Raw genomic sequence first — 20,889 nt, 5'->3', positions numbered from 1 at the left:
GGTTCGGCGACGCCACTTAAGATACGGACCTACCGGTTTTCTTCAATCGGCCCAAAAGTAAAGACTTTACCAAGAGCCAAGCGTTTACTTGAATAACAGGTTCCGTTTCTGAGTCTCCGGCAGGCATATGCGCCCTCGCAATAAGGCAGGAAGACGGACATAGGGTGCATGACGCCTCGCGCGGCTCTCGTTCTCCACCCAGGCCGTCGGAAGAAGAAACCTATCGGGCGGTTTCTTTTGTTGGTTCGCGGTGCATTTTTCGGGGAGAACGACTGGAGAAACCAACTGTTTCCAAGGTCGGAGCTCGCGAGTCCCTCGGCCGCATGCAAAATGATCAGCTGAACCCCCGCGAGGCGCACGCTGCGGTCATAAACCAACCAGCCGTGCGGTTTGCTAGGGTGTGCACGAGTCAGTATGGAGAATCCTGGGTGAATCGGACGGCTTTACGCCGGTTCCCCGCCCGCCCGGAGGAGGACACGATGGTGAAGCAGGCGCGAGCGGCTGTGACGCGTCAGGCCCTCATCTCGGCCGCGGCGGAGGTCTTCGGTGCCGACGGGTACGCGATGGCGACGCTTCCGGTCATCAGCGGCCGGGCCGGGGTGAGTTCGGGCGCCCTGCACTTCCACTTCCCCAACAAGGACGCGCTCGCGACCGCCGTGGAGGACGCCGCCGCGGCGGCCGCCCTCGCGCTGACCGAGGAGGCCGCGCGCACCGCCGAGGGCGGCCGGCTCCAGGAGCTCGTCGCCGCTGCGGGTCGGCTGATGGACGCGGTCGCCGACGATCCGGTCGTGCGCGCGGGCTTCCGGCTGGGCGGCGACCCCTCGCGCAAGAGCGAGGCCAAGCTCCATGACTGGTGGTACGAGTGGGTGCGCAACGTCCTCGTCCAGGCTCGCGCCGACGGGGAGTTGGCCGAGGACGTCTCGGCCGAGGACGCGGCGGTGGTCATTGTGGCGGCGACGCTCGGCCTGAAGACCCTCGGCGCGGCCGACCGGTACTGGCGGTCCGCGGAGCGGCTGGTCCAGCTGTGGTCGTTCGTGCTGCCGCGGCTGACCCCGGCGGAGTAGCGCCGCAGCCCCGGGCGGGGTGCTCCCGGGCGCCTAACCGCCGGCCGCTGCCGCGTCTCCGTCGCGTTGCCGGCACGTCCTCACCAGCGTCCTCACCCACGTTCTCGCCCACGCCCTCACCTCGTAAAACAGTCCGGGCGGTCTGGTAATTCGAGCCCTCGCTGTCTCGATGTGGACCCCCTCGGGTGCTCCAACTCCCTTCTTTTTGTCCGTTTTTGGGGAAACTTATCGGATCAAGGTGGTCGTCCCTCAAGGATCACTGGCGGTCCGCACGAGACTAAACAGGGCGCACGGTTTGGTATTGACATACCGCTCGTGCTGTTTTTAAATCGTTCCGTCAGCAGACGTTCCAGGCCGCGTCCCGGCGGCTTGGGGATGACGGGGAGACCGCGTGGACATCGACGTACTCGGCACGCTTGCCGTGCGGGAAATGGGCACTTCGATCACACCGACCGCGCCCAAGCCCCGGCAGGTGCTCGCCCTGCTGGCCCTGCACGCCGACGAGGTGGTGCCCGTGGGCACCCTCACCGAAGAGCTGTGGGGGAGCGAGCCGCCGCGCAGCGCCCGGCCCACCCTCCAGACCTACATCCTCCAGCTGCGCGAACTGATCACCGCCGCGCTCGACGAGCACGGCGACGACACCCGCACGGCCAAGGACGTCCTGCTCACCGTCCCTGGGGGCTACTTACTCAAGGGCGGCGAAGGCAGCCACGACGTGCAGGACTTCGAGCGGCTGGCCGGGATGGGATACCGGGCCATGGACGCCGAGGACTTCCCCGAGGGCGCGCGGCTGCTGCGCGAGGCGCTGGCCCTGTGGACCGGCCCCGCACTCGCCGACGTCCACACCGGGCCGCACCTCGACACCCAGATCAAGCGGCTGGAGGAGAGCCGGCTGTGCGCCCTGGACCAGCGCATCGAGGCCGACCTCAGACTCGGCCGCCACCGCGAACTGCTCTCCGAACTCACCGTCCTGCTCAGCAGGTACTCCACCCATGAGAGCCTGTGCGGCCAGTACATGCTGGCCCTCTACCGCTCCGGGCGGCGCGGCGAGGCGCTGGACGCCTACCAGCGGCTGCGCTCCACGCTGGTCCGCACGCTCGGGCTCGAACCCTCGCCCGCGCTGGCCAAGTTGCAGCGTTCCATCCTCATGGCCCGGCCCGAGGGCGTCGCGGGGGCGAGCGGAGTGCGGCTCGCCTGAGAGGGCAGCCGTACCGGCTGAGGGAGGGCAAGTGATGCGGCGCACGCGGGCTCAGGGCCCCGATGAGTGACGATCTGGTGCTTGCGGTGGTCCTCGCACCGGTGCCCGACGCCTCCGGCCCGTCCGTCGAGGCGGAGCTGTGCGGCCCCCTCGCCCCCGGTCCGGCCGAGGCGGTGGCGGCCCGGGTGACCCAGCGTCATGCGTACACGGTGACGGCGGAGCCGTCCGGACCCGGGCGCCTCACCCTGCGCGTCGCGCACGTGCGGGGCGGTCCGGCCCGGCCCGGAGCCGAGGTGTTCGCCGACGTCCTGGCGCTGGCGGGCGGCGCGCGCGACACCGTCACGGTGTCCGGGCACCAGCAGGACCTGATCCGCGCGGCCGTCGAGGAGCCGGCGGGCGGGCACGTCGGCCAGGTCGCCTGGAACTGGACGGGACCGGTCGACCTCGCCCGGTTCACCGCCGCCTGGCTGTCCGTCGCCGACCGGGAGACCGTCCTGCGGGCGGCCTTCGACTGGACGCACCTGCCCCGGCTGGTGCTGCACGACTGGGCCGCGATCGACGTCGTCCACCTCGCACACGGCGTCGTCTCCTGGAGCGACCTGATCGAGCGCGACCGCCTGCGCGGCTTCGCACCGCACCGCCCCGGCCTGCTGCGCGTGACCCTGATGGACGGGCCGCCCCGCCCCGGGGGCACCCGCGCGCCCACCCGGGTCCTGCTCACCTACCACCGGGCGCTGCTGGACGAGCGCGGAGTCCACCTGCTGCTGCGGGAGTTCTACCGGGCGTACGTCCGCGGGGGCGCCCTGCCCGGACGCGAGCGGCGCCCCGATGTGCGCGACCACGCCCGGTGGCTGGCCCGGCAGCGGACCGAGGGCGCCCGCGCCTACTGGGCGACGGCCACCGCGCCCCCGGAGACGGCCGCGCCCGAGGTCCCGGACGACGGGTCCCCGGCCGGGCCGCTCGGCACCGGACGCGTCCACCGGCGGTTGCGGCCGCCCCAGACCACCCGGCTGCGCACCTGGGCCGCGATGCGCGGCGCGGGGGAGTCCAGCGCCCTGCACGCCGTGTGGGCGCTGCTGCTGTACCGGGCGGCCGGTGCGGCCGGCCCGGTGCCGGTCAGCTTCGGCGTGCACCTGTCGGCCCGGGACATCCCGATGGAGGGCGCCGCGGGCATTCCGGGGCTGCTGGGCAACCCGCTGCCGATGACGGTCACCGTCGATCCCGCCGAACCGGTGGCCGGTCTTCTCGGGCAGGCGCGTGACGCCGCGCTGGACCTGGCCGTCCACGCCTGGGTGCCGGGCGACCGGGTCCGGGTCTGGACCGGCCGGAACCCCGACGCCGAACTCTTCGAGACCGGCATCGTGTTCGACAACCGGGTCGAGCTGCCCGCCGCGCTGCTGGCGGAGCTGCGCGCCCAGGACGTCGAGGTGGACGCCCCGCGCAGCATCAGCGCGCACCCCGGACTGCCGCTCACCCTCGCGGCCCGGCACGACGCGGACGGCGGGCTCGCCCTCACGGTGCGCTACGACCGTCGGTGCCTGGGGGACGTGGACGCGTCCGCGCTGCTCTCGCACTGCGTGCGCCTGCTGAGGTCGTTGCCGGACCACCGCGATCCGCAGTCCGCCGTCGGCGATCTCCTCGAACTCCTCCGAGGCTTCGAGGTGCCCCGTGTGCTGCCCCGGCCGCCCGTGCCGGAGGGCCCCGACGTGGCGGTGCTGCGCGCCGGGGACCCGTCGGCCGACACGATCGTGCTGGTGCGGACGCCGGGTGTGCCCGTGGGTGCGTACGAGGCCCTGGTCCGTCATCACCGGGGCCCGGAACGGATCGTGAGCCTGCGGGCGGCGCGGCCGGGGGATCCTTCCGCGCTGCCCAGGCTGCGGGGCACCGGGCGGCTGGTGCTGTGCGGTGCCGGGCCGGGGGGCGCTGCCGCGTACGAGATGGCCTGCGCGGCCGACGAGGGCACGGTGGCGGCCGTCGTCATGACGGGGGTCGGCAGCGGTCCGGGCTGTGCCGGTGCGCTGGCGACGGGGCTGAAGGCCGTGCGTGCGGGGAGCCGTTGACCGTTTGTCGAGCGGTTCTCCAGTGGAGCCGGAGCGGTGCTCCAGCGAGGTGGCCGATGCTGCCGTAAACGCTGGAGGTGGGGTATGGGCGGTCCGGGAACGGCGGTGTCCGCGTTGCGCATCGAGCGCGGGCGGGCCACCGAGGAGGAGCTCGCCGCGCTCACGGTGGTGCTGCTCGCCCTGCGCGCGGACGCCGACGGGCAGCGGGAGAAGGCCCCGGCCGGGCGCGTCCCGGGGTGGAGCCCGGAGCCCGTCTACCGAGCTCCGCGCAGCTGGCGATAGTGCGGCAACGCATTCCAGGAAGGGACCTGACGACATGTCGATGACCACTACCCCCGTCCCGGAACTGCTGGGGCAGGCCGGTCTCCGCGGCCGCGTGGCGGAACTGCGCGAGATCCACGCGGCGGCGGAGCGCGGGCCCGGTGACCGGGCGACCGAGGTGCAGCACGCCAAGGGCAAGCTGACGGCGCGCGAGCGCATCGACCTCCTCTTCGACCCGGGTTCCTTCCACGAGGTCGAGCAGTTGCGCCGCCACCGGGCGACGGGTTTCGGCCTGGAGGCGAAGAAGCCGTACACCGACGGTGTGGTCACCGGCTGGGGCACGGTGGAGGGCCGGACGGTCTTCGTGTACGCGCACGACTTCCGGATCTTCGGCGGGGCGCTGGGCGAGGCCCACGCGACGAAGATCCACAAGATCATGGACATGGCCATCTCGGCCGGTGCGCCGCTGGTCTCCCTGAACGACGGCGCGGGCGCCCGTATCCAGGAGGGCGTCTCGGCGCTGGCGGGGTACGGCGGCATCTTCCAGCGCAACACCAAGGCTTCGGGCGTGATTCCGCAGATCAGCGTGATGCTCGGCCCCTGCGCGGGTGGTGCGGCCTACAGCCCCGCCCTGACGGACTTCGTGTTCATGGTCCGTGAGACCTCGCAGATGTTCATCACCGGTCCGGACGTCGTGAAGGCGGTCACCGGCGAGGAGATCACGCAGAACGGCCTGGGCGGAGCCGATGTGCACGCGCGGACCTCGGGCGTCGCGCACTTCGCGTACGACGACGAGGAGACCTGCATCGCCGAGGTCCGCTACCTGTTGTCCCTGCTGCCGCAGAACAACCGCGAGAACCCGCCCGTGGCACCGACCGCCGACCCGGCCGACCGTCGCTCCGACGCCCTCCTCGAGCTGGTGCCGGTGGACGGCAACCGCCCGTACGACATGGCGGAGGTCATCGAGGAGCTGGTGGACGACGGCGAATACCTGGAGGTCCACGAGCACTGGGCGCGCAACATCATCTGCGTCCTGGCCCGGCTGGGCGGTGAAGTGGTGGGCATCGTCGCCAACCAGCCGAAGACGCTGGCCGGGGTACTCGACATCGAGGCGTCCGAGAAGGCCGCCCGCTTCGTGCAGCTCTGCGACGCCTTCAACATCCCGATCGTGACGCTCCTCGACGTGCCCGGCTTCCTGCCCGGCGTGGACCAGGAGCACGGGGGGATCATCCGGCACGGCGCCAAACTGCTGTACGCGTACTGCAACGCCACCGTGCCCCGTATCTCGCTGATCCTGCGCAAGGCGTACGGCGGCGCCTACATCGTCATGGACAGCCAGTCCATCGGTGCGGACCTCACCTACGCCTGGCCCACCAACGAGATCGCCGTGATGGGCGCGGAGGGCGCCGCCAACGTCATCTTCCGGCGGCAGATCGCGGAGGCCGAGGACCCCGGGGCGATGCGCGCCCGCATGGTCAAGGAGTACAAGACCGAGCTGATGCACCCTTATTACGCCGCCGAGCGGGGGCTCGTCGACGACGTCATCGACCCGGCCGGGACGCGCGAGGTGCTGATCGCCTCGCTCGCGATGCTCCGTACGAAGCACGCCGACCTGCCGGCCCGCAAGCACGGAAACCCTCCGCAGTAGAGGCTCCCTTGATCCCCCTTGTAAACAGGGCACGCGGTTTGGTATTGACAAACCGCGTGCCCTGTTTTTAGCTTCGCTGATGACTCATGCGTGAAAAGGGGGAGCACCATGGACATCGAAGTACTGGGCGCGCTGGTCGTCACCGAGGGCGGGATCTCGGTCACCCCGACGGCGCCGAAGGCCCGGCAGGTACTGGCGCTCCTGGCCGTGCACGCCGACCGCGTCGTCTCCGTATCCGACCTGATCGAAGAGCTGTGGGGCGACAACCCGCCGCGCAGCGCGCGTACCACCTTGCAGACCTACGTGTTGCAGGTGCGGGAGCTCATCGCCGCGGCCCTGGCACAGGCCCCGGGTGACGCCGCGTCGCGTACCGCCAAGGACGTCCTGGTCACCACGCCCGGCGGGTACCTGCTGGACACCTCGGGCGGCACCGTCGATGTCCGCGAGTTCGAGCGGCTCGCCGGCTGCGGCTACCGCACGGGCGACGCGGGCGACTTCCCGCGCGCCGCGCGCGAACTGCGGGACGCGCTCGCGCTGTGGACCGGGTCCGCCCTCGTGGACGTACGGACGGGGCCGCGGCTGGACATGGAGATCCGGCGCCTGGAGGAGACCTGGCTCTGCGCCCTCGACCGGCGCATCGACGCCGACCTGCGCCTCGGCCGCCACCGTGAGCTGCTGAGCGAACTCACGGTCCTGGTCAGCCGCTACCGCACGCACGAGAACCTGCACGCCCACTACATGGTCGCCCTGCACCGCTCGGGCCGGCGCAGCGAAGCGCTGGACGCCTACCACCGGCTGCGGGCCAGGCTCGTCGGTGAGCTGGGGCTCGAGCCATCCGCAGGGCTGCAACGACTGCAGCGCTCCATTCTGAAGGCCGGGTCCGCACCGGCACCCGGGACGGCCGCCGCCGACACCGGCGAGCGGCTGACCCAGGTCGGCTGAACGCGGCGGACCCACGGTCCTGGGAGGGCTGAATGCAGGAGAGGTCGGAACGCACCAGGCGACGGCTCGTCGACGCGGCGGCGGAGCTGCTCACCCGGAGCGGGTACGCGAGCGCCACGCTCGGCCAGATCGCGGCCGCCGCGGGCGTGACCAAGGGCGCGCTGTACTTCCACTTCCCGTCGAAGGAGGCGCTGGCCGACGCGGTGGCGCTGCACGGCCGTACCCTGCTCGGGGCGTTCCTGGACGAGCGGCGGGCCACCGGCGACGGGCCGGTGCAGCGCCTCATCGACCTGACGCACTGGCTGACCCTGGCCCGGTGCGAGGACCCGGTCGCCCGGGCCGCGTTCCGGCTGGCCGACGACGGTGTGGCGGGTCCGGCCGGGACCGGCGGCCTGCGCCGGGTGTGGCTCGCCGAGGCCCGGCGCCTGCTGGACGAGGCCGAGGCGGCGGGGGAGCTGGCCGGGGACGCCCGGGGCGGCGGCGCCGAGGCGCTCCTCGCCGCCGTGTTGTACGGGGTGGCGCCGCCCGGTACGGACCAGTCCGCCGGGGCGCGGCCGGGGGACGGCGGGACGCTGTGGCGGCTGCTGCTGCCGGCGCTCGTGGGCCCCGGGCGGACCGGCCGCTACCGCACGGCGCCGCCCCGGCCCCGGGCCGAGGCCGTGCGGGCCGCGTGACATGTACTCCGCCCCCGCCGATGTCCTGGCCACGCTGACCGGCCTGCTGGCCGACGTCACCCGGCGCGACGCGTGCACCCTGCGCCCCTGGCAGCCGTTCCCGGAGATCGGTCTGGACTCGCTGCTCGGCACGGAGTTCGTGGCGACCGTCAACGCCCGCTTCGGCACCGCCATCAAGGGCGCGGCCGTCCTGGACCACCCCAGCCTGGAGGCGTTCGCCGTGCACGTGGCACGGGAGGCGGGGTGCGGGCCGGTCCCCGCACCCGTCGCCGCCCCGGCCGCGCCGCCGTGCCGTCTGCTGCCGTCCGCCGACGAGCTGCGTGACGAGCTGGCGCAGATCCTGGCCTGCGATCCGTGGGACCTGGACCCGTGCACCCCGTTCAGCGATCTGGGCGTCGACGCCCGGGCGGGCGCGGAGTTCATGACGGCGGTCAACCGGCTGTACGGGCTACGGGAGCGGGCCGTCGTCCTCCACGACCACCCGGACCTCACCGCGCTCGCCGCTCACCTCGCCGCCGCCTGACGAGACACCCCTATGCGCCCGCTGTCGCCGCGTTCAGCCGGCGGGTCAGCTCCAGCTGCTGCCTGCTCAGCTCGTCCACCCGGCGGCGCAGCCGGTCCAGTTCGTCCAGGACGCCGGGGGCCACGAGGCCGGGGGAGTGGGTGAGCACCGACTCCAGGCGGCCGCGCAGCGCCGGGCCCGGTTCGATGCCGAGGGCGGCGACCAGGCGGCGCCGGGCCCGCTCGTACACGCCGATGGCCTCCGCCTGGCGGCCGCTGCGGTACAGGGCGACCATGAGCAGGTCGTAGAAGCGCTCGCGCAGCGGGTGGTCGGCGGTCAGCCGTTCCAGGTCGCCGATGCACTCGCCGTGCCGTTCGCAGCGCAGCCGCGCCTCGTACAACGCCTCCAGCGTCGTGAGCCGCATCTCGTCCAGCCGGTCGGCCTCCGCCGCGCACACCGGCCCGCGGCGGCAGTCCTGCAACGCCGGTCCGCGCCACAACTCCAGGGCGCCGTGCAGCATGTTGGCCGCCCGGCCCGGGTCGGTGGCGACGGCCGCCCGCCCCTCGGCCGAGCGCCGGGTGAAGCGCAGGACGTCGGTGGAGGCGTCGCCCAGGTCGAGCAGGTAGCCCGTCGGCAGGGTGCTGATCCAGGCATGGCCGTAGTCGCCGGGCGCGGGCAGCAGCCGCCGCAGCCGGGCCACATGGGCCTGGAGGGCGTTCGCCGCGTTGCCGGGAGGTGCCCCGTCCCACAGCTCCGCCGCCAGCCGGTCCACGTCGAGCAGCACCCCGGCGTGGGTGACGAACGCGGCGAGCAGCGCCCGCTGCTTGGAGCCGGCCGGGACGATGTCCGCGCCCCCGGCCGTGTCGTGGACCATGACCGGGCCCAGCAGCCGGAACTCCACGGGGCTGTGCGCGGCGGCGGCCCGCGCCGCCTTCGGGCGCGGAGTGGCGAGGACGCTCATCGGGTGGCTCTCCCTCGGAATCCGGTCACGGCATGGACGGTAACGACCACCCGATGGCCGGGGGAGACCGCCCGAGCGCCCCTCCAGTCGTCGTCTGCGTGTTCTTGAGGCGGCGCTCCGGGGGCCGCAATCAGGCCGCAATGCCTGCTTGGAAGGCTGCTCGAACGCCGATCGAGAGAATGAGGCGCACGGTGTGCCCGGGGCTAGCGTGCCTGGCGCCGACGGCTTTCGGCCACGGGGGCGAAGGCGCCGGCGCACGCGATCACGGCCGGGCCCACCCCGGCCGGTCCTTGGGGAGGCCACCGTGCGCATACAGGTTCTGGGTCCGTTGAGTGCCGAGGTCAACGGGATGTCGATCGTGCCCACCGCGGGCAAGCCGCGACAGCTCCTCGCGCTGCTCGCCTTCCATCCGGGCCGCGTCGTGCCCGTGCCCACCCTCATGGAAGAGATATGGGGCAGCAACTCGCCGCAGAGCGCCATGACCACCCTTCAGACGTACATCCTCCAGTTACGCCGCCGGCTCGGCACCGCCATGGGGCCCGACACCCCCGGCTCCGCCAAGGATGTCCTGGCCACCCGGCACGGCGGCTATCTGCTCCAGGTCCCGCCGGACGCCGTCGACGTGCACCGTTATGAGGAGCTGGTGACGGCCGGGCGCGGCGCCTTCGACCGGGGCGAGGACGCCCGGGCCTCGTCGCTGTTCGGCGAGGCGCTCGCCATGTGGCAGGGCTCGGCGCTGGTGGACGTACGGCTGGGCCCGGTCCTCGACATCGAGGTGATGAGGCTGGAGGAGTCGCGCCTGGTCACCGTCGAACGGCGTATCGACGCGGATCTGCGCTGCGGCCGGCATACCGAGGTCCTCGCCGAACTCACCGACCTGATCATGCGTCATCCCCAGCACGAGGGGCTGCACTCGCAGGCGATGGTCGCCCTCTACCGGTCGGGACGCCAGGCCACCGCCCTCGACGTCTACCGCAGGCTGAGGCTGCGGCTCGTGGAGGAGCTGGGCGTCGAGCCGTCGCCACAGATGCAGCGGCTCCACCGGGCCATGCTCACGGTCGACCCGGCGCTCGACGTGCTCAGCGGGCCGCGCGGGCTGTCCACGTTCGATTTGTACGCGGCCTGAGCTCGGGTCCAGCACCGTTCGAGTGGGAGTTGCCAGGCTGCGGTCGGGGAGGGCCCAGGCCGAGGGCCCGGACTCCTACGCGAGAGGACGGCCCATGTCCGACGAACGGCCCGTACGGCTCCACTGCTTCGCGCACGCCGGAGCGGGCGTCTCCGCCTTCTACGGCTGGGGCCCGCGCCTCGGCCCCGGCGTCGAGACCGTGCCGCACCTGCTGCCCGGCCGCGAACGCCGGCGCTCCGAGCCGCGCCTCACCCGCCCCGCGGACCTGCTCGCCGACCAGCTGCCCCACTTCACCGGCGAGAACGGCGAGAGCGGCGGAGCGCCGTACATGCTCTACGGGCACAGCCTCGGCGCCCTCGTCGCGTACAGCGTCACCCGGGCCCTGCACGAGGCGGGGCGCCCGGGGCCCGCGCTGCTCGTCGTCGGCGCCTGCCCGCCGCCCGACGAGCTGTCCGCCCTGGCCGACCAGTGCCGGGCGGGCGACGAGGAGTTGCTGCGCCTGCTCGGCGAGGCCAACGCCCTGCCCGCGCGCGCCCGGCCCGGTGACTTCTGGCACCAGGTCGTCCTGCCGGTGCTCCGCGACGACCTCGTCCTCGCCCACGAGCTGCGGACGGCCGCCCGCGAACCCTCGACGGCCGGGCCGCTCACGGTCCCCGTCCTCGCGGTGGCCGGTGCGGACGACCCGCTGGCGCAGCCGGAGGCCATGGCGCAGTGGCGCGCCTGGACCACCGGCCCGTTCGCCGTCCGCACCGTGCCCGGCGACCACTTCTTCCTGCGGGGCCACGACCTGCCCCGTCTGGTGGGCCGCGCCGCACGCGTGGTGCGCCGCCTCGCCCCGCAGCCGGCGGGTGTCCGATGAGGCGGGTCGTCATCACCGGGATCGGGGTGGTCGCCCCGGGCGGCACCGGCACCGCCGCGTTCTGGTCGCTGCTGACGGAGGGCCGCACCGCCACCCGCCGCATCACCCGCTTCGACGCCACGTCGTTCCGGTCCCGGATCGCCGCCGAGGCCGACTTCGACCCCGCGCACCACGGCTTCGACGCCGCCGACGTCCACCGCCTGGACCGGGTCGCGCAGTTCGCGCTCACCGCCGCCCGCGAGGCCGTCGCCGACAGCGGCCTCGACTTGGCGGCCGGGGGCGAGCGCACCGGCGTCTCGCTGGGCACCGCGGTCGGCTGCAGCAGCGGGCTCGACGAGGTGTACGCGCAGGTCAGCGAGGGCGGCGCACACTGGCTGCTGGACCCGGCCCGCGCGGAGGAACGGCTCGGCGACTACCTCGTGCCGAGCTCCGTGGCCGCCGAGGTGGCCCGGGACGCCGGGGCGCTCGGTCCCGTCGCCGTCGTCTCCACCGGGTGCACCTCCGGCCTGGACTCGCTCGGGCACGCCGCGGAGCTCGTCCGGGAGGGCAGCGCCGATGTGATGCTGGCCGGGGCATCCGAGGCGCCGATCACCCCGATCACCCTGGCCTCCTTCGACGCGATCCGGGCCACCTCCGCGCGCAACGACGAGCCGGAGACGGCCTCGCGCCCCTTCGACCGGACCCGGGGCGGCTTCGTCCTCGGCGAGGGCAGCGCCGTACTCGTCCTTGAGGAGTACACGCACGCGGTACGCAGGGGGGCGCACGTGTACGCGGAGATCGCGGGGTTCGCCAGCCGCTCGAACGCGTACCACATGACCGGACTGCGCCTGGACGGGCGGGAGATGGCGGAGGCCGTCCGGATCGCCCTGGACGAGGCGCGGCTCGACCCGACCGCCGTGGACTACGTCAACGCGCACGGCTCGGGCACGAAGCAGAACGACAAGCACGAGACGGCCGCCTTCAAGGCGAGCCTGGGCGAGCACGCCTACCGGGTGCCCGTCAGCTCCATCAAATCGATGATCGGGCACTCGCTCGGTGCGATCGGCTCGCTGGAGATCGCCGCGTGCGCGCTGGCCATCGAGCACGACACCGTGCCGCCCACCGCCAATCTGCACGAGCCCGACCCGAGCTGCGACCTCGACTACGTACCGCTCGTCGCCCGCGAGCAGCGCACCGACGCCGTGCTCAGCGTCGGCAGCGGATTCGGCGGCTTCCAGAGCGCGATGGTGCTCACCGCACCCCGGACGGAGGCCCGCCGATGACCGTCACCGCCCCGGAGAAAGACGTATCAGCCCGTACCGCGACCGCGGCCGTCACCGGCATCGGGATCGCCGCACCCGGCGGCGTCGGCACCGAGACCTGGTGGTCGGCGGTCCTGCGCGGGCACCGCGCGATCGGCCCCGTCACCCGCTTCGACGCCTCCGGTTACCCGGCCGTCCTCGCCGGTGAGGTCACCGGCTTCGAGGACGCGGCGCACGTGCCGGCCAAGCTGCTGCCGCAGACCGACCGGGTGACCCGGCTCGCCCTCGCGGCGGCGGCCGAGGCCATCACCGGCGCGGACATCGACCCGTCGGCCCTGCCCGAGTACGGCATGGGCGTCGTCACCGCCAACGGCGCGGGCGGCTTCGAGTTCGGCCAGCGCGAGCTGCAGGAGCTGTGGAGCAAGGGCAGCCGCTACGTCGGCGCCTTCCAGTCCTTCGCCTGGTTCTACGCCGCCAACTCCGGGCAGATCTCCATCCGGCACGGCCTGCGCGGCCCCAGCGGAGTCGTCGTCTCCGAGCAGGCGGGCGGCCTCGACGCGATGGCCCAGGCCCGGCGCCAGCTGCGCAAGGGCGGCCGGGCCGTCCTCACCGGCGGCTTCGACGCGACGGTGTGCCCGTGGGGCTTCACCGCCCAGCTGGCCGCCGGGGGCCTGAGCACCCGGCGCGACCCGGCCGACGCCTACCTGCCGTTCTCCGCCGACGCCTCCGGGCACGTCGTGGGGGAGGGCGGCGCCCTGCTCGTCGTGGAGGACGGCGATGCCGCGCACGCCAGGGGGGCGCGCGTCCTCGGCACCGTCGAGGGCTGCGCCGCCACCTTCGACCCGGCGCCCGGACGCGGCGCGCCCCGGCTGCTCGACGCCGCCCGCCTCGCCCTCGCCGACGCCGGGGTCGACGCGGCCGACGTGGACGTGGTCTTCGCGGACGCCGCCGGGGACCGGGACGCCGACCGCGCCGAGGCCGCCGCGCTCACCGCGCTCTTCGGCCCGTACGGGGTGCCGGTGACGGCCCCGAAGTCGCTGTTCGGGCGCCTCGGTTCGGGCGGGTCCGCCCTCGATCTGGCGGCCGCCCTGCTCGCCCTGCGCGACCAGGTCGTCCCGCCGGGCGCACCGGTCGGGCGGCTCGCCGACGACTGCCCCGTGGACCTGGTGACCGGCGCGCCCCGCCCGGCTCGGCTGCGGCACGCGCTGGTCCTGGCCCGGGGCCGGGGCGGCTTCAACGCGGCCGCGGTCGTGCGCGCGCCCCGCGCGTGAGCGCCGTACACCTCTGCGCACCACCCGAACGCACACCCGTACCAGGAGGGGAACACCGTGGACCGCCTGACCCTGACCGACCTTGCCGCCCTGCTGCGCGAAGCCGCCGGCAGCGACGAGGGCGTGCCGCTGGACGAGGCCGCCCTGGACACCCTCTTTCTCGACCTGGGCTACGACTCGCTGGCCCTGCTCCAGGTCACCGGCATCGTGGAGCGCGACCACGACGTGGCCTTGGACGAGGAGGCGCTGGACGAGGCGCAGACCCCGCGCGCGTACCTCGACCTCGTCAACGGGGCGCCGGACGCCCGGTCGGCGGCCTGAATGACGGACGGCCGGCTCAGCGAGATCGCCGACGGTGTCCATGCCCACGTCCAGGGCGACGGCGGCTGGTGTCTGAACAACTCCGGGCTGCTCGCCGACGGAGGTGAGAGCGCGCTGATCGACACCGTCGCCACCCTGGACCGGGCCCGCGCCCTGCGCGCCCGGGTCCTGGCGGTGACGGCCGGGCCGCCCCGCTACCTGGTCAACACGCACTTCCACGGCGACCACACCTTCGGCAACTGCGTCTTCCCGGAGGCGGTCGTCGTCGGCCACGCACGGGCCAGGGACGAGGCCGCCGCGGCGGGGCTGCACCTGACGGGGCTCTGGCCCGAAGTGCGCTGGGGGGACCTGGAAGTCGTGGTCCCGCAGGTCACCTTCGAGGAGCGGATGACGCTGTACGTGGGGGAGTTGCGGGCCGAACTCCTGCACGTGGGGCCCGCGCACACCTGCGGCGACACCGTGGTGTGGCTGCCCGGGCCGCGCGTCCTGTTCGCCGGTGACGTGGTGATGAACGGCGTCACCCCGTTCTGCCCCATGGGCTCGGTCAGCGGCTCCCTGCGCGCCCTCGCCGCCCTGCGCGCCCTGGAACCGCTCACGGTCGTCCCCGGGCACGGGCCCGTCGGCGGCCCGGAACTCCTCGACGCCGACGCGGCGTACTTCCGCCGCCTCCAGGAGCTCGCCCGCGCGGGCGTCGCCGCCGGGCTGACCCCGTACGACGTCGCCCGGGAGGCCGGGCCCGGCCCGTACGCCGGGCTCCTGGACTCCGAGCGGCTGGTGCCCAATCTGCACCGGGCGTACGCGGAGCAGCGCGGCGCCCTCCCGGGCGCGCCCCTCGACATCGGGGCGCTGTTCCGGGAGATGGCGCGGTACCACGGCGGTCTGCCGGTCTGCCGCGCCTGACGCCCTCGCGCATCCCTCAGACGAGCACCGGGGCCGGGTAGCCGGCCGTGAGGTCGTCCCGCGACACCACGCGGCTGCGGACCCGTAGCCGGCCCCGGCAGCGCACCAGTTCGTCCGCCATCACACAGAACCGCGACACCACCGGCACACCGCCCCGGGGCGTCGCGAAGACCAGCGCGTAGGCGCGGGTGTGCAGGACGCCGCCGGGGCGGACGTCCACGTCGAGCATGCCGATCCAGTGGCGCAGCTGCCCGCCCTCGCGCTCCTGCCGGGCCCGGTTGTGGTGGACGTTGGCGGCCAGCTCCGCGCGTCCGTGCACCGGGCTGTCCAGCGTGGGCACGCTGAACACGGCGTCCTCGGTGAAGGTGGCGGCCCAGCGCTCGGCCTCGTGGCGGTCGAAGAGCTGCATCTGGTGGGCGTAGAACTGCTGCACCTCGGCGTACAGCGAACCGAAGTCCGAGGTGTCCGGCGCGTGTCCGGTGAGGTGCGTGGTGTCGGCCGTCATCGTGTCTTCCTTTTCCTCCGCAGGGGTCTTCGGGCGGTTCTCCGTCACCTTCCGTGGTGCTGATCGAGCGCTCTTCGAAGATTCCTCAAGCGCACCGGCGGAGGGTGAAGGCAATCCGGAGGTAAAGGCCGCCGGTGGACGACGGAAGGGGACCCCGGTGCGCGACACCCCGTACAGCGACCTCCCGGTGGACGGACTGCTGCGGCGCGCCGCGTGGCGCGACCCCGACGGCACCGCCGTGCGCACCGCGACCCGCGTGCTGCGCTTCGCCGAACTCGACGCCTACGCCGACCGGATTGCCGGCTGGCTCTCCTCGGCGGGCGCCGGCCGCGGCACCCGGGTCGGGGTCACCCACACCCTCACCCCGGAGTTCGCCGCCGCGTACCACGGGGTCATGCGGGCCGGGGCCACCGTCGTGCTGGTCAACCCGCTGCTCCCGCCGGAGGGGCTGCACCACGTGCTCGGCACCTCGGGCGCCGAGATCGTCCTCGCGCCCGCCGCCACCGCCGCGTCCCTCACGCGGATCGCGCCCGGGCTGCCCGCCCTGCGCACCGTCGTGGTCGTGGACGCCCCCCACGGGCGGGCGCCCGCCGGAACCGTCCCCCTGCACGAGCTGATCGCCGGGGCGCGGCCGTACGCCGGGCCCGCCGCGTCGCCGGACGACGTGGCGTGCGTGCAGTTCACCACCGGGACCACCGGCGCCCCCAAGGGCGTCCTGCTGACCCATCGCAACGTCGTCGCCAACGCCTGGCAGACCGCCGACGCACACGGCCTGACCGGCGCTTCGGTGACCCTCAACCACCTGCCGCTCTACCACGTCATGCACCTGAACTCGGCCCTGTACGCGGGCGCGTGCCAGGTCCTCTGCCAGGACCCCGACCCCTTCGCGTCGCTCGGCGCCGCCGCCGACGCGGGGGCCACGCATTACTACGGGCTGCCCGCCCGGCTGCACGCCCTGGCCGCCGATGAGCGCCTGGCGGCGGGCGGTGCGCCGGACGGGCTGCGGCTGACCGCGGTGCTCTCCGGCGGATCTGCGCTGCGGCCGCAGACGGCGCGCGTCCTGGAGGAACGGCTCGGCGTGCCCGTCATCCAGGGCTACGGCATGGCCGAGCTGTCCCCGCTCACGCACAGCCAGCGGCCCGGCCGCTACCGGTCCGGCACCGTCGGCTCCGTCGTCGCGGACACCGAGTGCCGCATCGTGGACCTCACGACCCGGCGCCCGCTCGGCCCCTGGTCGGTCGGCGAGGTCCTGGTGCGCGGGCCGCAGCTGATGGCCGGATACCTGGGCGAGGAGCATCCCGCCCGGGTCGACGCGGACGGCTTCTTCGCCACCGGGGACGTCGGCCGCCTGGACGACGAGGGCAACCTCAGCCTGGTCGACCGGCTCGCCGACGTCTTCAAGTACGACAACGAGATCGTCTCGCCCAGCCGCATCGAGCGGATCCTCGCCGACGACCCCCGGGTCGCCGACTGCCTGGTCGCGGACTGGCCCGACCCCGAGCACGGGGCCCTGGTGTGGGCCGGGATCGTGCTGCGCGAGGACGCCGGGGTGGAGGGCGACCCGTACGGCCACGGCGTGCTCGACGTGCTGGACGCGATCACCGAGCGCGCCAACGACCGCCTCGGCCGCTTCGAGCAGATCCGCTTCGCCGAGGCGATCGACACCGTGCCGCGCACCCCCACCGGGAAGCCCCGGCGCCGCGCCGTACGCCAGAAGCTGCGCGCCAGCGCCGCGCTGTGACCGCCCGACCGTCCGCCCCCGACCCGGGAGACCGACCATGGTGAACTCCGGCACGGAGCCGGCCGCCCCGCCGCAGGTGCTGATCGCGGGCGCCGGCCCCGTCGGCCTGACCGCCGCCCACGAACTGGCCCGCCGCGGCCTGCGGGTCCGCCTCGTCGACGCGGCCCCAGCACCCGCACGCACCAGCCGCGCCGTCGCCACGCACCCGCGCACCCTGGAGACGTACGACCAGATGGGCGTCGTCGACGCCGTGCTCGCCCGGGGCCGCCGGAACGCCGCCTTCACCATGTACGCCGAGGGCCGCCGCCTGGTCCGCCTCCAGGCCGACTACGCGTCGATGCCCACCGCGTACCCCTTCACGCTGATCATCGGCCAGACCGAGACGGAGGCCGTGCTGCGCGAGGCGGTGGCCCGGCTCGGCGTCGACATCGAGTGGGGCGTCCGGCTCACCGGCCTCGACCAGCACCCGGACGGGGTGCGCGTGACGCTGGAGGACGCCGACGGCGCCCGGAGCACCGCGGACGTCTCCTGGCTCGTCGGATGCGACGGCGGCCACAGCACCGTCCGCAAGCTCCTCGGCCTGGAGCTCGCCGGTACCAGCAGCGAGACCTGGATGCTCGCCGACGTGCCCGTCACGATGGACCTGCCGCCCGACACCATCTACTGGGCGCACACCGGCGGACAGGCCCTGATGATGGTGCCGTACGCGCGCGAGGGGCACTGGCGCCTCCTCGACACCGTGCCGGACCGCGACCCCGCCGGTGCGGAGGAACGCCTCGGCGCGAAGCTGTCCAAGGGCCTGGGCCGTCAGGTCACCGTCGGTCCCAGCGAGTGGACGTCCGTCTTCACGTTCCAGCAGCGCAGGGTCGACCGGATGCGCGAGGGGCGGGTCTTCGTCGCGGGCGACGCCGCCCATGTGCACAGCCCCGCCTCGGGCCAGGGCATGAACACCGGCATCCAGGAGGCGTACAACCTCGCCTGGAAGCTCGCCCAGGTCGAACAGGGCCACGCGGCGGACCGGTTGCTCGACAGCTACGGCGCCGAGCGCGTGCCCATCGGCGCCGCCCTGCTCGACTCCACCCGCACCGCCACCGTCCTGGTGCAGCTGAAGAACCTGCTCGCCGCGGCCGTGCTGCCCGTCGTCTTCACCGTCGTACGCAACGTCACCCCGCTGCGCCGCGCCATTCAGCGCAAGGTCCTCGGCGGGATGTCCGGGCTGCGCATCGGCTACGGCGACTCGCCGCTCACCACCGCGGGGACCGCCGCCACCGGGCCCGCCCCGGGCGGCCGCGCCCGGGCCGTCGTGCTGGACGGCCTGGAGCCCACCGTGCGCGAGGCGTTCACCGCCGAACTGCGGGACGTGCGGTGGAGCCTGCTGCTCGGGGCGGGCGGCTCCGGACCCGGCGACGTGCCCGTGGGCGTCGCCGTCACCGCGGCCGCCCAGTACGCCGAATGGCTCTCCGTGCGCACCCTCGGCGGCCGCGCCGACGGCTCCGAAGGCCCCGCGCCCCTCGCCGACCCCGGCGCCACGCTGCGCACCGCGCTCGGCCTGCGCCCCGGCTCCTGGCTCCTGGTGCGCCCCGACGGATACGTCGCCGCGCGCGGCCCGGTGCTCAGCCGGACCGCGCTCGACCGCGCCCTCACCCCCGTCGGGCCGTCCGCCCCGCTCGCGCTGCCGGCCCGCGTGGAGCCGCGCGCCGTTTCCGTACACCCGGCCACGACGAAGGAGCACCGCTCATGACCGCCACCCCCGAGACCCGTCCCGTCGCCCTGGTGACCGGCGGTACCAGCGGCATCGGCTTGGAAGTGGTCCGTACGCTCGGCCGCGCCGGACACCGGGTCTTCCTGTGCGCCCGCACCGACGCGGCCGTCAAGGAGACCGTCGACGCCCTGCGCGACGAGGGCCTCGACGTCTCCGGGCAGGCCGCCGACGTGCGGTCCCGCGAGGACGTCGCCGCCCTGGTGCGCGCCGCCGTCACCGCGTACGGGCCGCTCACCGTCCTCGTCAACAACGCCGGGCGCAGCGGGGGCGGGGTGACCGCCGAGCTGACCGACGAGCTCTGGTACGACGTCATCGACACCAACCTCAACAGCGTGTTCCTGGTGACCCGTGAGGCCCTGGCGAACGGCGGGCTCCAGGACGCCGCCGCCCGGGGGCGGATCATCAACATCGCCTCCACCGCCGGAAAGCAGGGCGTCCTGCTCGGCGCCCCGTACAGCGCCTCCAAGCACGGCGTCGTCGGCTTCACCAAGGCGCTCGGCCGCGAGCTGGCACCGACCGGGGTCACCGTCAACGCCGTCTGCCCCGGCTACGTCGAGACCGCGATGGCCCAGCGGGTGCGCGCGGGATACGCCGCCGCCTGGGACACCACCGACGAGGACGTCCTCGCCCGGTTCGAGGCGAAGATCCCGCTCGGGCGCTACTCCACCCCGGAGGAGGTCGCGGCCCTGGTCGGCTACCTGACGTCCGGGCCCGCCGCCTCCATCACGGCGCAGGCCCTCAACGTCTGCGGCGGCCTGGGCAACTTCTGACCCTCCCGGACCGCCCGCGCCGCGCGGGCGGGGTCCACGAACAACCGAGAAAGAGGTGTGTGGTGTCGGACGTACGTGTGCACCGGACGAGGCACAGTGTCGACGTGGACGCCCAGCCGGGCGTCGTCTACGGGCTGATCGCGGACGCCGAGCGCTGGCCGCTGTTCTTCCCGCCCAACGTGCACGTGGAGCGGCTTGAGTTCGACGGGCGCGACGAGCGGCTGCGCATGTGGGCGACCGCCAACGGCGACGTGCGGTCCTGGCTCTCCGAGCGCACCCAGGACCCGGCGGCGCGCCGCATCACCTTCCGGCAGACCCGGCCGCAGGCCCCGGTCGAGACCATGGAGGGCACCTGGATCGTGGAGGAACGCCCCGGCGGGGGCACCCGGCTGGTCCTGCTGCACGACTTCACCGTCGCCGGGGACCGCCCCGGGGACGTGGAGTGGGTCGAGACCGCGTGCGACACCAACTCCCGCGCGGAGCTGGCCAGTCTGAAGGGGATCGCGGAGCGCTGGACCCTGCTGGACGACCTCGTCCTGTCCTTCGAGGACTCGGTGCGCGTCCACGGCCCCGCCGAGCTGGTCTACGACTTCCTCTACCGCGTCGGCGACTGGCCCGAGCTGGTCCCGCACGTCTCGTGCCTCGACTTCACCGAACCGGCCCCCGGCGTCCAGGTCATGGCGATGGACACCGTCACCGCGGACGGCAGTACGCACACCACCGAGTCCGTCCGCATCTGCTTCCCGCACGCCGGGCGCATCGTCTACAAGCAGACCGCCACCCCCGCCCTGATGGAGGCGCACACCGGCGAGTGGTCCGTGGTGCCCGACGCGACCGGCGTCACCGTCGTCTCCCAGCACACCGTCGTCCTCCGCGAGACCGCCGTCGAACAGGTCCTGGGCGCGGGCGCCGGACTGCCCGAGGCCCGCCGTTACGTACGCGAGGCGCTGGGCCGCAATTCGACGGCCACGCTCAACCTGGCGAAGCGGCACGCGGAGACCGCGATCCGCATGCTGTGAGACACCCCTGGGCTGTGTCCGGAGCGGTTCCCGAGCCGTTCTCCACCGCGTCGCGAGCGGCCGC

At 73.9% G+C, this 20,889-nt stretch carries 20 protein-coding genes; 18 read left to right on the top strand and 2 right to left on the bottom strand.

The features are described from left to right. The first annotated feature begins 479 nt into the window (after window positions 1–479). The 8 genes from AMK18_RS33625 (at window position 480) to AMK18_RS33590 (ending at window position 8,370) form a co-directional block, all read left to right on the top strand. Window positions 480–1,064, top strand: a complete 585-nt coding sequence (locus tag AMK18_RS33625) for a ScbR family autoregulator-binding transcription factor (RefSeq protein WP_073865808.1) — start codon at window positions 480–482, stop codon at window positions 1,062–1,064. A gap of 391 nt (window positions 1,065–1,455) precedes the next feature. Then, window positions 1,456–2,262: an AfsR/SARP family transcriptional regulator gene (locus AMK18_RS33620; RefSeq protein ID WP_018106282.1), complete on the top strand. Its 807-nt coding sequence runs from the start codon at window positions 1,456–1,458 to the stop codon at window positions 2,260–2,262. 62 nt (window positions 2,263–2,324) lie between these two features. Next, window positions 2,325–4,322: a condensation domain-containing protein gene (locus tag AMK18_RS33615; RefSeq protein WP_073865807.1), complete on the top strand. Its 1,998-nt coding sequence runs from the start codon at window positions 2,325–2,327 to the stop codon at window positions 4,320–4,322. 84 nt (window positions 4,323–4,406) lie between these two features. After that, complete coding sequence (locus AMK18_RS33610) at window positions 4,407–4,604, top strand: acyl-CoA carboxylase subunit epsilon (RefSeq protein WP_073865806.1); 198 nt, start codon at window positions 4,407–4,409, stop codon at window positions 4,602–4,604. A gap of 40 nt (window positions 4,605–4,644) precedes the next feature. Then, window positions 4,645–6,231, top strand: a complete 1,587-nt coding sequence (locus AMK18_RS33605) for an acyl-CoA carboxylase subunit beta (protein ID WP_107422387.1) — start codon at window positions 4,645–4,647, stop codon at window positions 6,229–6,231. 108 nt (window positions 6,232–6,339) lie between these two features. Beyond that, window positions 6,340–7,173 carry an AfsR/SARP family transcriptional regulator gene (locus tag AMK18_RS33600; RefSeq protein ID WP_073865804.1) on the top strand — a complete coding sequence of 278 codons (834 nt, stop codon included), beginning with the start codon at window positions 6,340–6,342 and terminating at the stop codon, window positions 7,171–7,173. Window positions 7,174–7,205: 32 nt separating this feature from the next. After that, complete coding sequence (locus tag AMK18_RS33595) at window positions 7,206–7,847, top strand: ScbR family autoregulator-binding transcription factor (protein ID WP_073865803.1); 642 nt, start codon at window positions 7,206–7,208, stop codon at window positions 7,845–7,847. 1 nt (window position 7,848) lies between these two features. Then, window positions 7,849–8,370 carry an acyl carrier protein gene (locus AMK18_RS33590; RefSeq protein WP_018106317.1) on the top strand — a complete coding sequence of 174 codons (522 nt, stop codon included), beginning with the start codon at window positions 7,849–7,851 and terminating at the stop codon, window positions 8,368–8,370. 10 nt (window positions 8,371–8,380) lie between these two features. Here the strand turns inward: AMK18_RS33590 and AMK18_RS33585 are convergent, their stop codons facing one another. Continuing rightward, window positions 8,381–9,310, bottom strand: coding sequence for an AfsR/SARP family transcriptional regulator (locus AMK18_RS33585; RefSeq protein WP_073865802.1), 930 nt, complete (start codon window positions 9,308–9,310; stop codon window positions 8,381–8,383). 304 nt (window positions 9,311–9,614) lie between these two features. Here AMK18_RS33585 and AMK18_RS33580 point away from each other — a divergent pair, with 304 nt between their 5' ends. The 6 genes from AMK18_RS33580 to AMK18_RS33555 all read left to right on the top strand — a co-directional run bounded on the left by AMK18_RS33580 (window position 9,615) and on the right by AMK18_RS33555 (window position 15,028). Next, window positions 9,615–10,436 carry an AfsR/SARP family transcriptional regulator gene (locus AMK18_RS33580; protein ID WP_026171947.1) on the top strand — a complete coding sequence of 274 codons (822 nt, stop codon included), beginning with the start codon at window positions 9,615–9,617 and terminating at the stop codon, window positions 10,434–10,436. Between the two features lie 94 nt (window positions 10,437–10,530). Further along, window positions 10,531–11,295 (top strand): thioesterase II family protein, encoded by a 765-nt coding sequence (locus AMK18_RS33575; protein WP_073865801.1) that lies wholly within the window; start codon window positions 10,531–10,533, stop codon window positions 11,293–11,295. Continuing rightward, complete coding sequence (locus AMK18_RS33570) at window positions 11,292–12,557, top strand: beta-ketoacyl-[acyl-carrier-protein] synthase family protein (RefSeq protein ID WP_073865800.1); 1,266 nt, start codon at window positions 11,292–11,294, stop codon at window positions 12,555–12,557. The genes AMK18_RS33575 and AMK18_RS33570 overlap by 4 nt, the downstream gene beginning before the upstream one ends. Further along, complete coding sequence (locus tag AMK18_RS33565; protein WP_073865799.1) at window positions 12,554–13,807, top strand: beta-ketoacyl synthase N-terminal-like domain-containing protein; 1,254 nt, start codon at window positions 12,554–12,556, stop codon at window positions 13,805–13,807. The genes AMK18_RS33570 and AMK18_RS33565 overlap by 4 nt, the downstream gene beginning before the upstream one ends. Window positions 13,808–13,864: 57 nt before the next feature. Next, a complete protein-coding gene (locus tag AMK18_RS33560; protein ID WP_018106311.1) occupies window positions 13,865–14,128 on the top strand; it encodes an acyl carrier protein in 264 nt (87 codons plus the stop codon). Continuing rightward, on the top strand, window positions 14,129–15,028 hold the full coding sequence (locus AMK18_RS33555; protein WP_073865798.1) for an MBL fold metallo-hydrolase: 900 nt from the start codon (window positions 14,129–14,131) through the stop codon (window positions 15,026–15,028). A 16-nt stretch (window positions 15,029–15,044) separates the two neighbouring features. Here the strand turns inward: AMK18_RS33555 and AMK18_RS33550 are convergent, their stop codons facing one another. Continuing rightward, entirely contained in the window at window positions 15,045–15,533 is a 489-nt protein-coding gene (locus AMK18_RS33550; RefSeq protein WP_018106309.1) for a nuclear transport factor 2 family protein, read from the bottom strand. Between the two features lie 157 nt (window positions 15,534–15,690). Here AMK18_RS33550 and AMK18_RS33545 point away from each other — a divergent pair, with 157 nt between their 5' ends. The 4 genes from AMK18_RS33545 to AMK18_RS33530 all read left to right on the top strand — a co-directional run bounded on the left by AMK18_RS33545 (window position 15,691) and on the right by AMK18_RS33530 (window position 20,825). Further along, window positions 15,691–17,274 (top strand): class I adenylate-forming enzyme family protein, encoded by a 1,584-nt coding sequence (locus tag AMK18_RS33545; RefSeq protein WP_073865797.1) that lies wholly within the window; start codon window positions 15,691–15,693, stop codon window positions 17,272–17,274. 37 nt (window positions 17,275–17,311) lie between these two features. Further along, a complete protein-coding gene (locus tag AMK18_RS33540; protein WP_073865796.1) occupies window positions 17,312–19,015 on the top strand; it encodes an FAD-dependent oxidoreductase in 1,704 nt (567 codons plus the stop codon). Continuing rightward, a complete protein-coding gene (locus AMK18_RS33535) occupies window positions 19,012–19,806 on the top strand; it encodes an SDR family NAD(P)-dependent oxidoreductase (RefSeq protein ID WP_073865795.1) in 795 nt (264 codons plus the stop codon). The genes AMK18_RS33540 and AMK18_RS33535 overlap by 4 nt, the downstream gene beginning before the upstream one ends. Before the next feature lie 62 nt (window positions 19,807–19,868). After that, window positions 19,869–20,825 (top strand): aromatase/cyclase, encoded by a 957-nt coding sequence (locus AMK18_RS33530; RefSeq protein ID WP_073865794.1) that lies wholly within the window; start codon window positions 19,869–19,871, stop codon window positions 20,823–20,825. The last annotated feature ends 64 nt before the right edge of the window (window positions 20,826–20,889 follow it).

This window comes from Streptomyces sp. CB01249 (genome assembly GCF_001905735.1).
Lineage (GTDB): Bacteria > Actinomycetota > Actinomycetes > Streptomycetales > Streptomycetaceae > Streptomyces.
The sequence above is the reverse complement of the archived record's forward strand: the minus strand, read 5'-3'. Positions and strand labels throughout refer to the sequence as shown.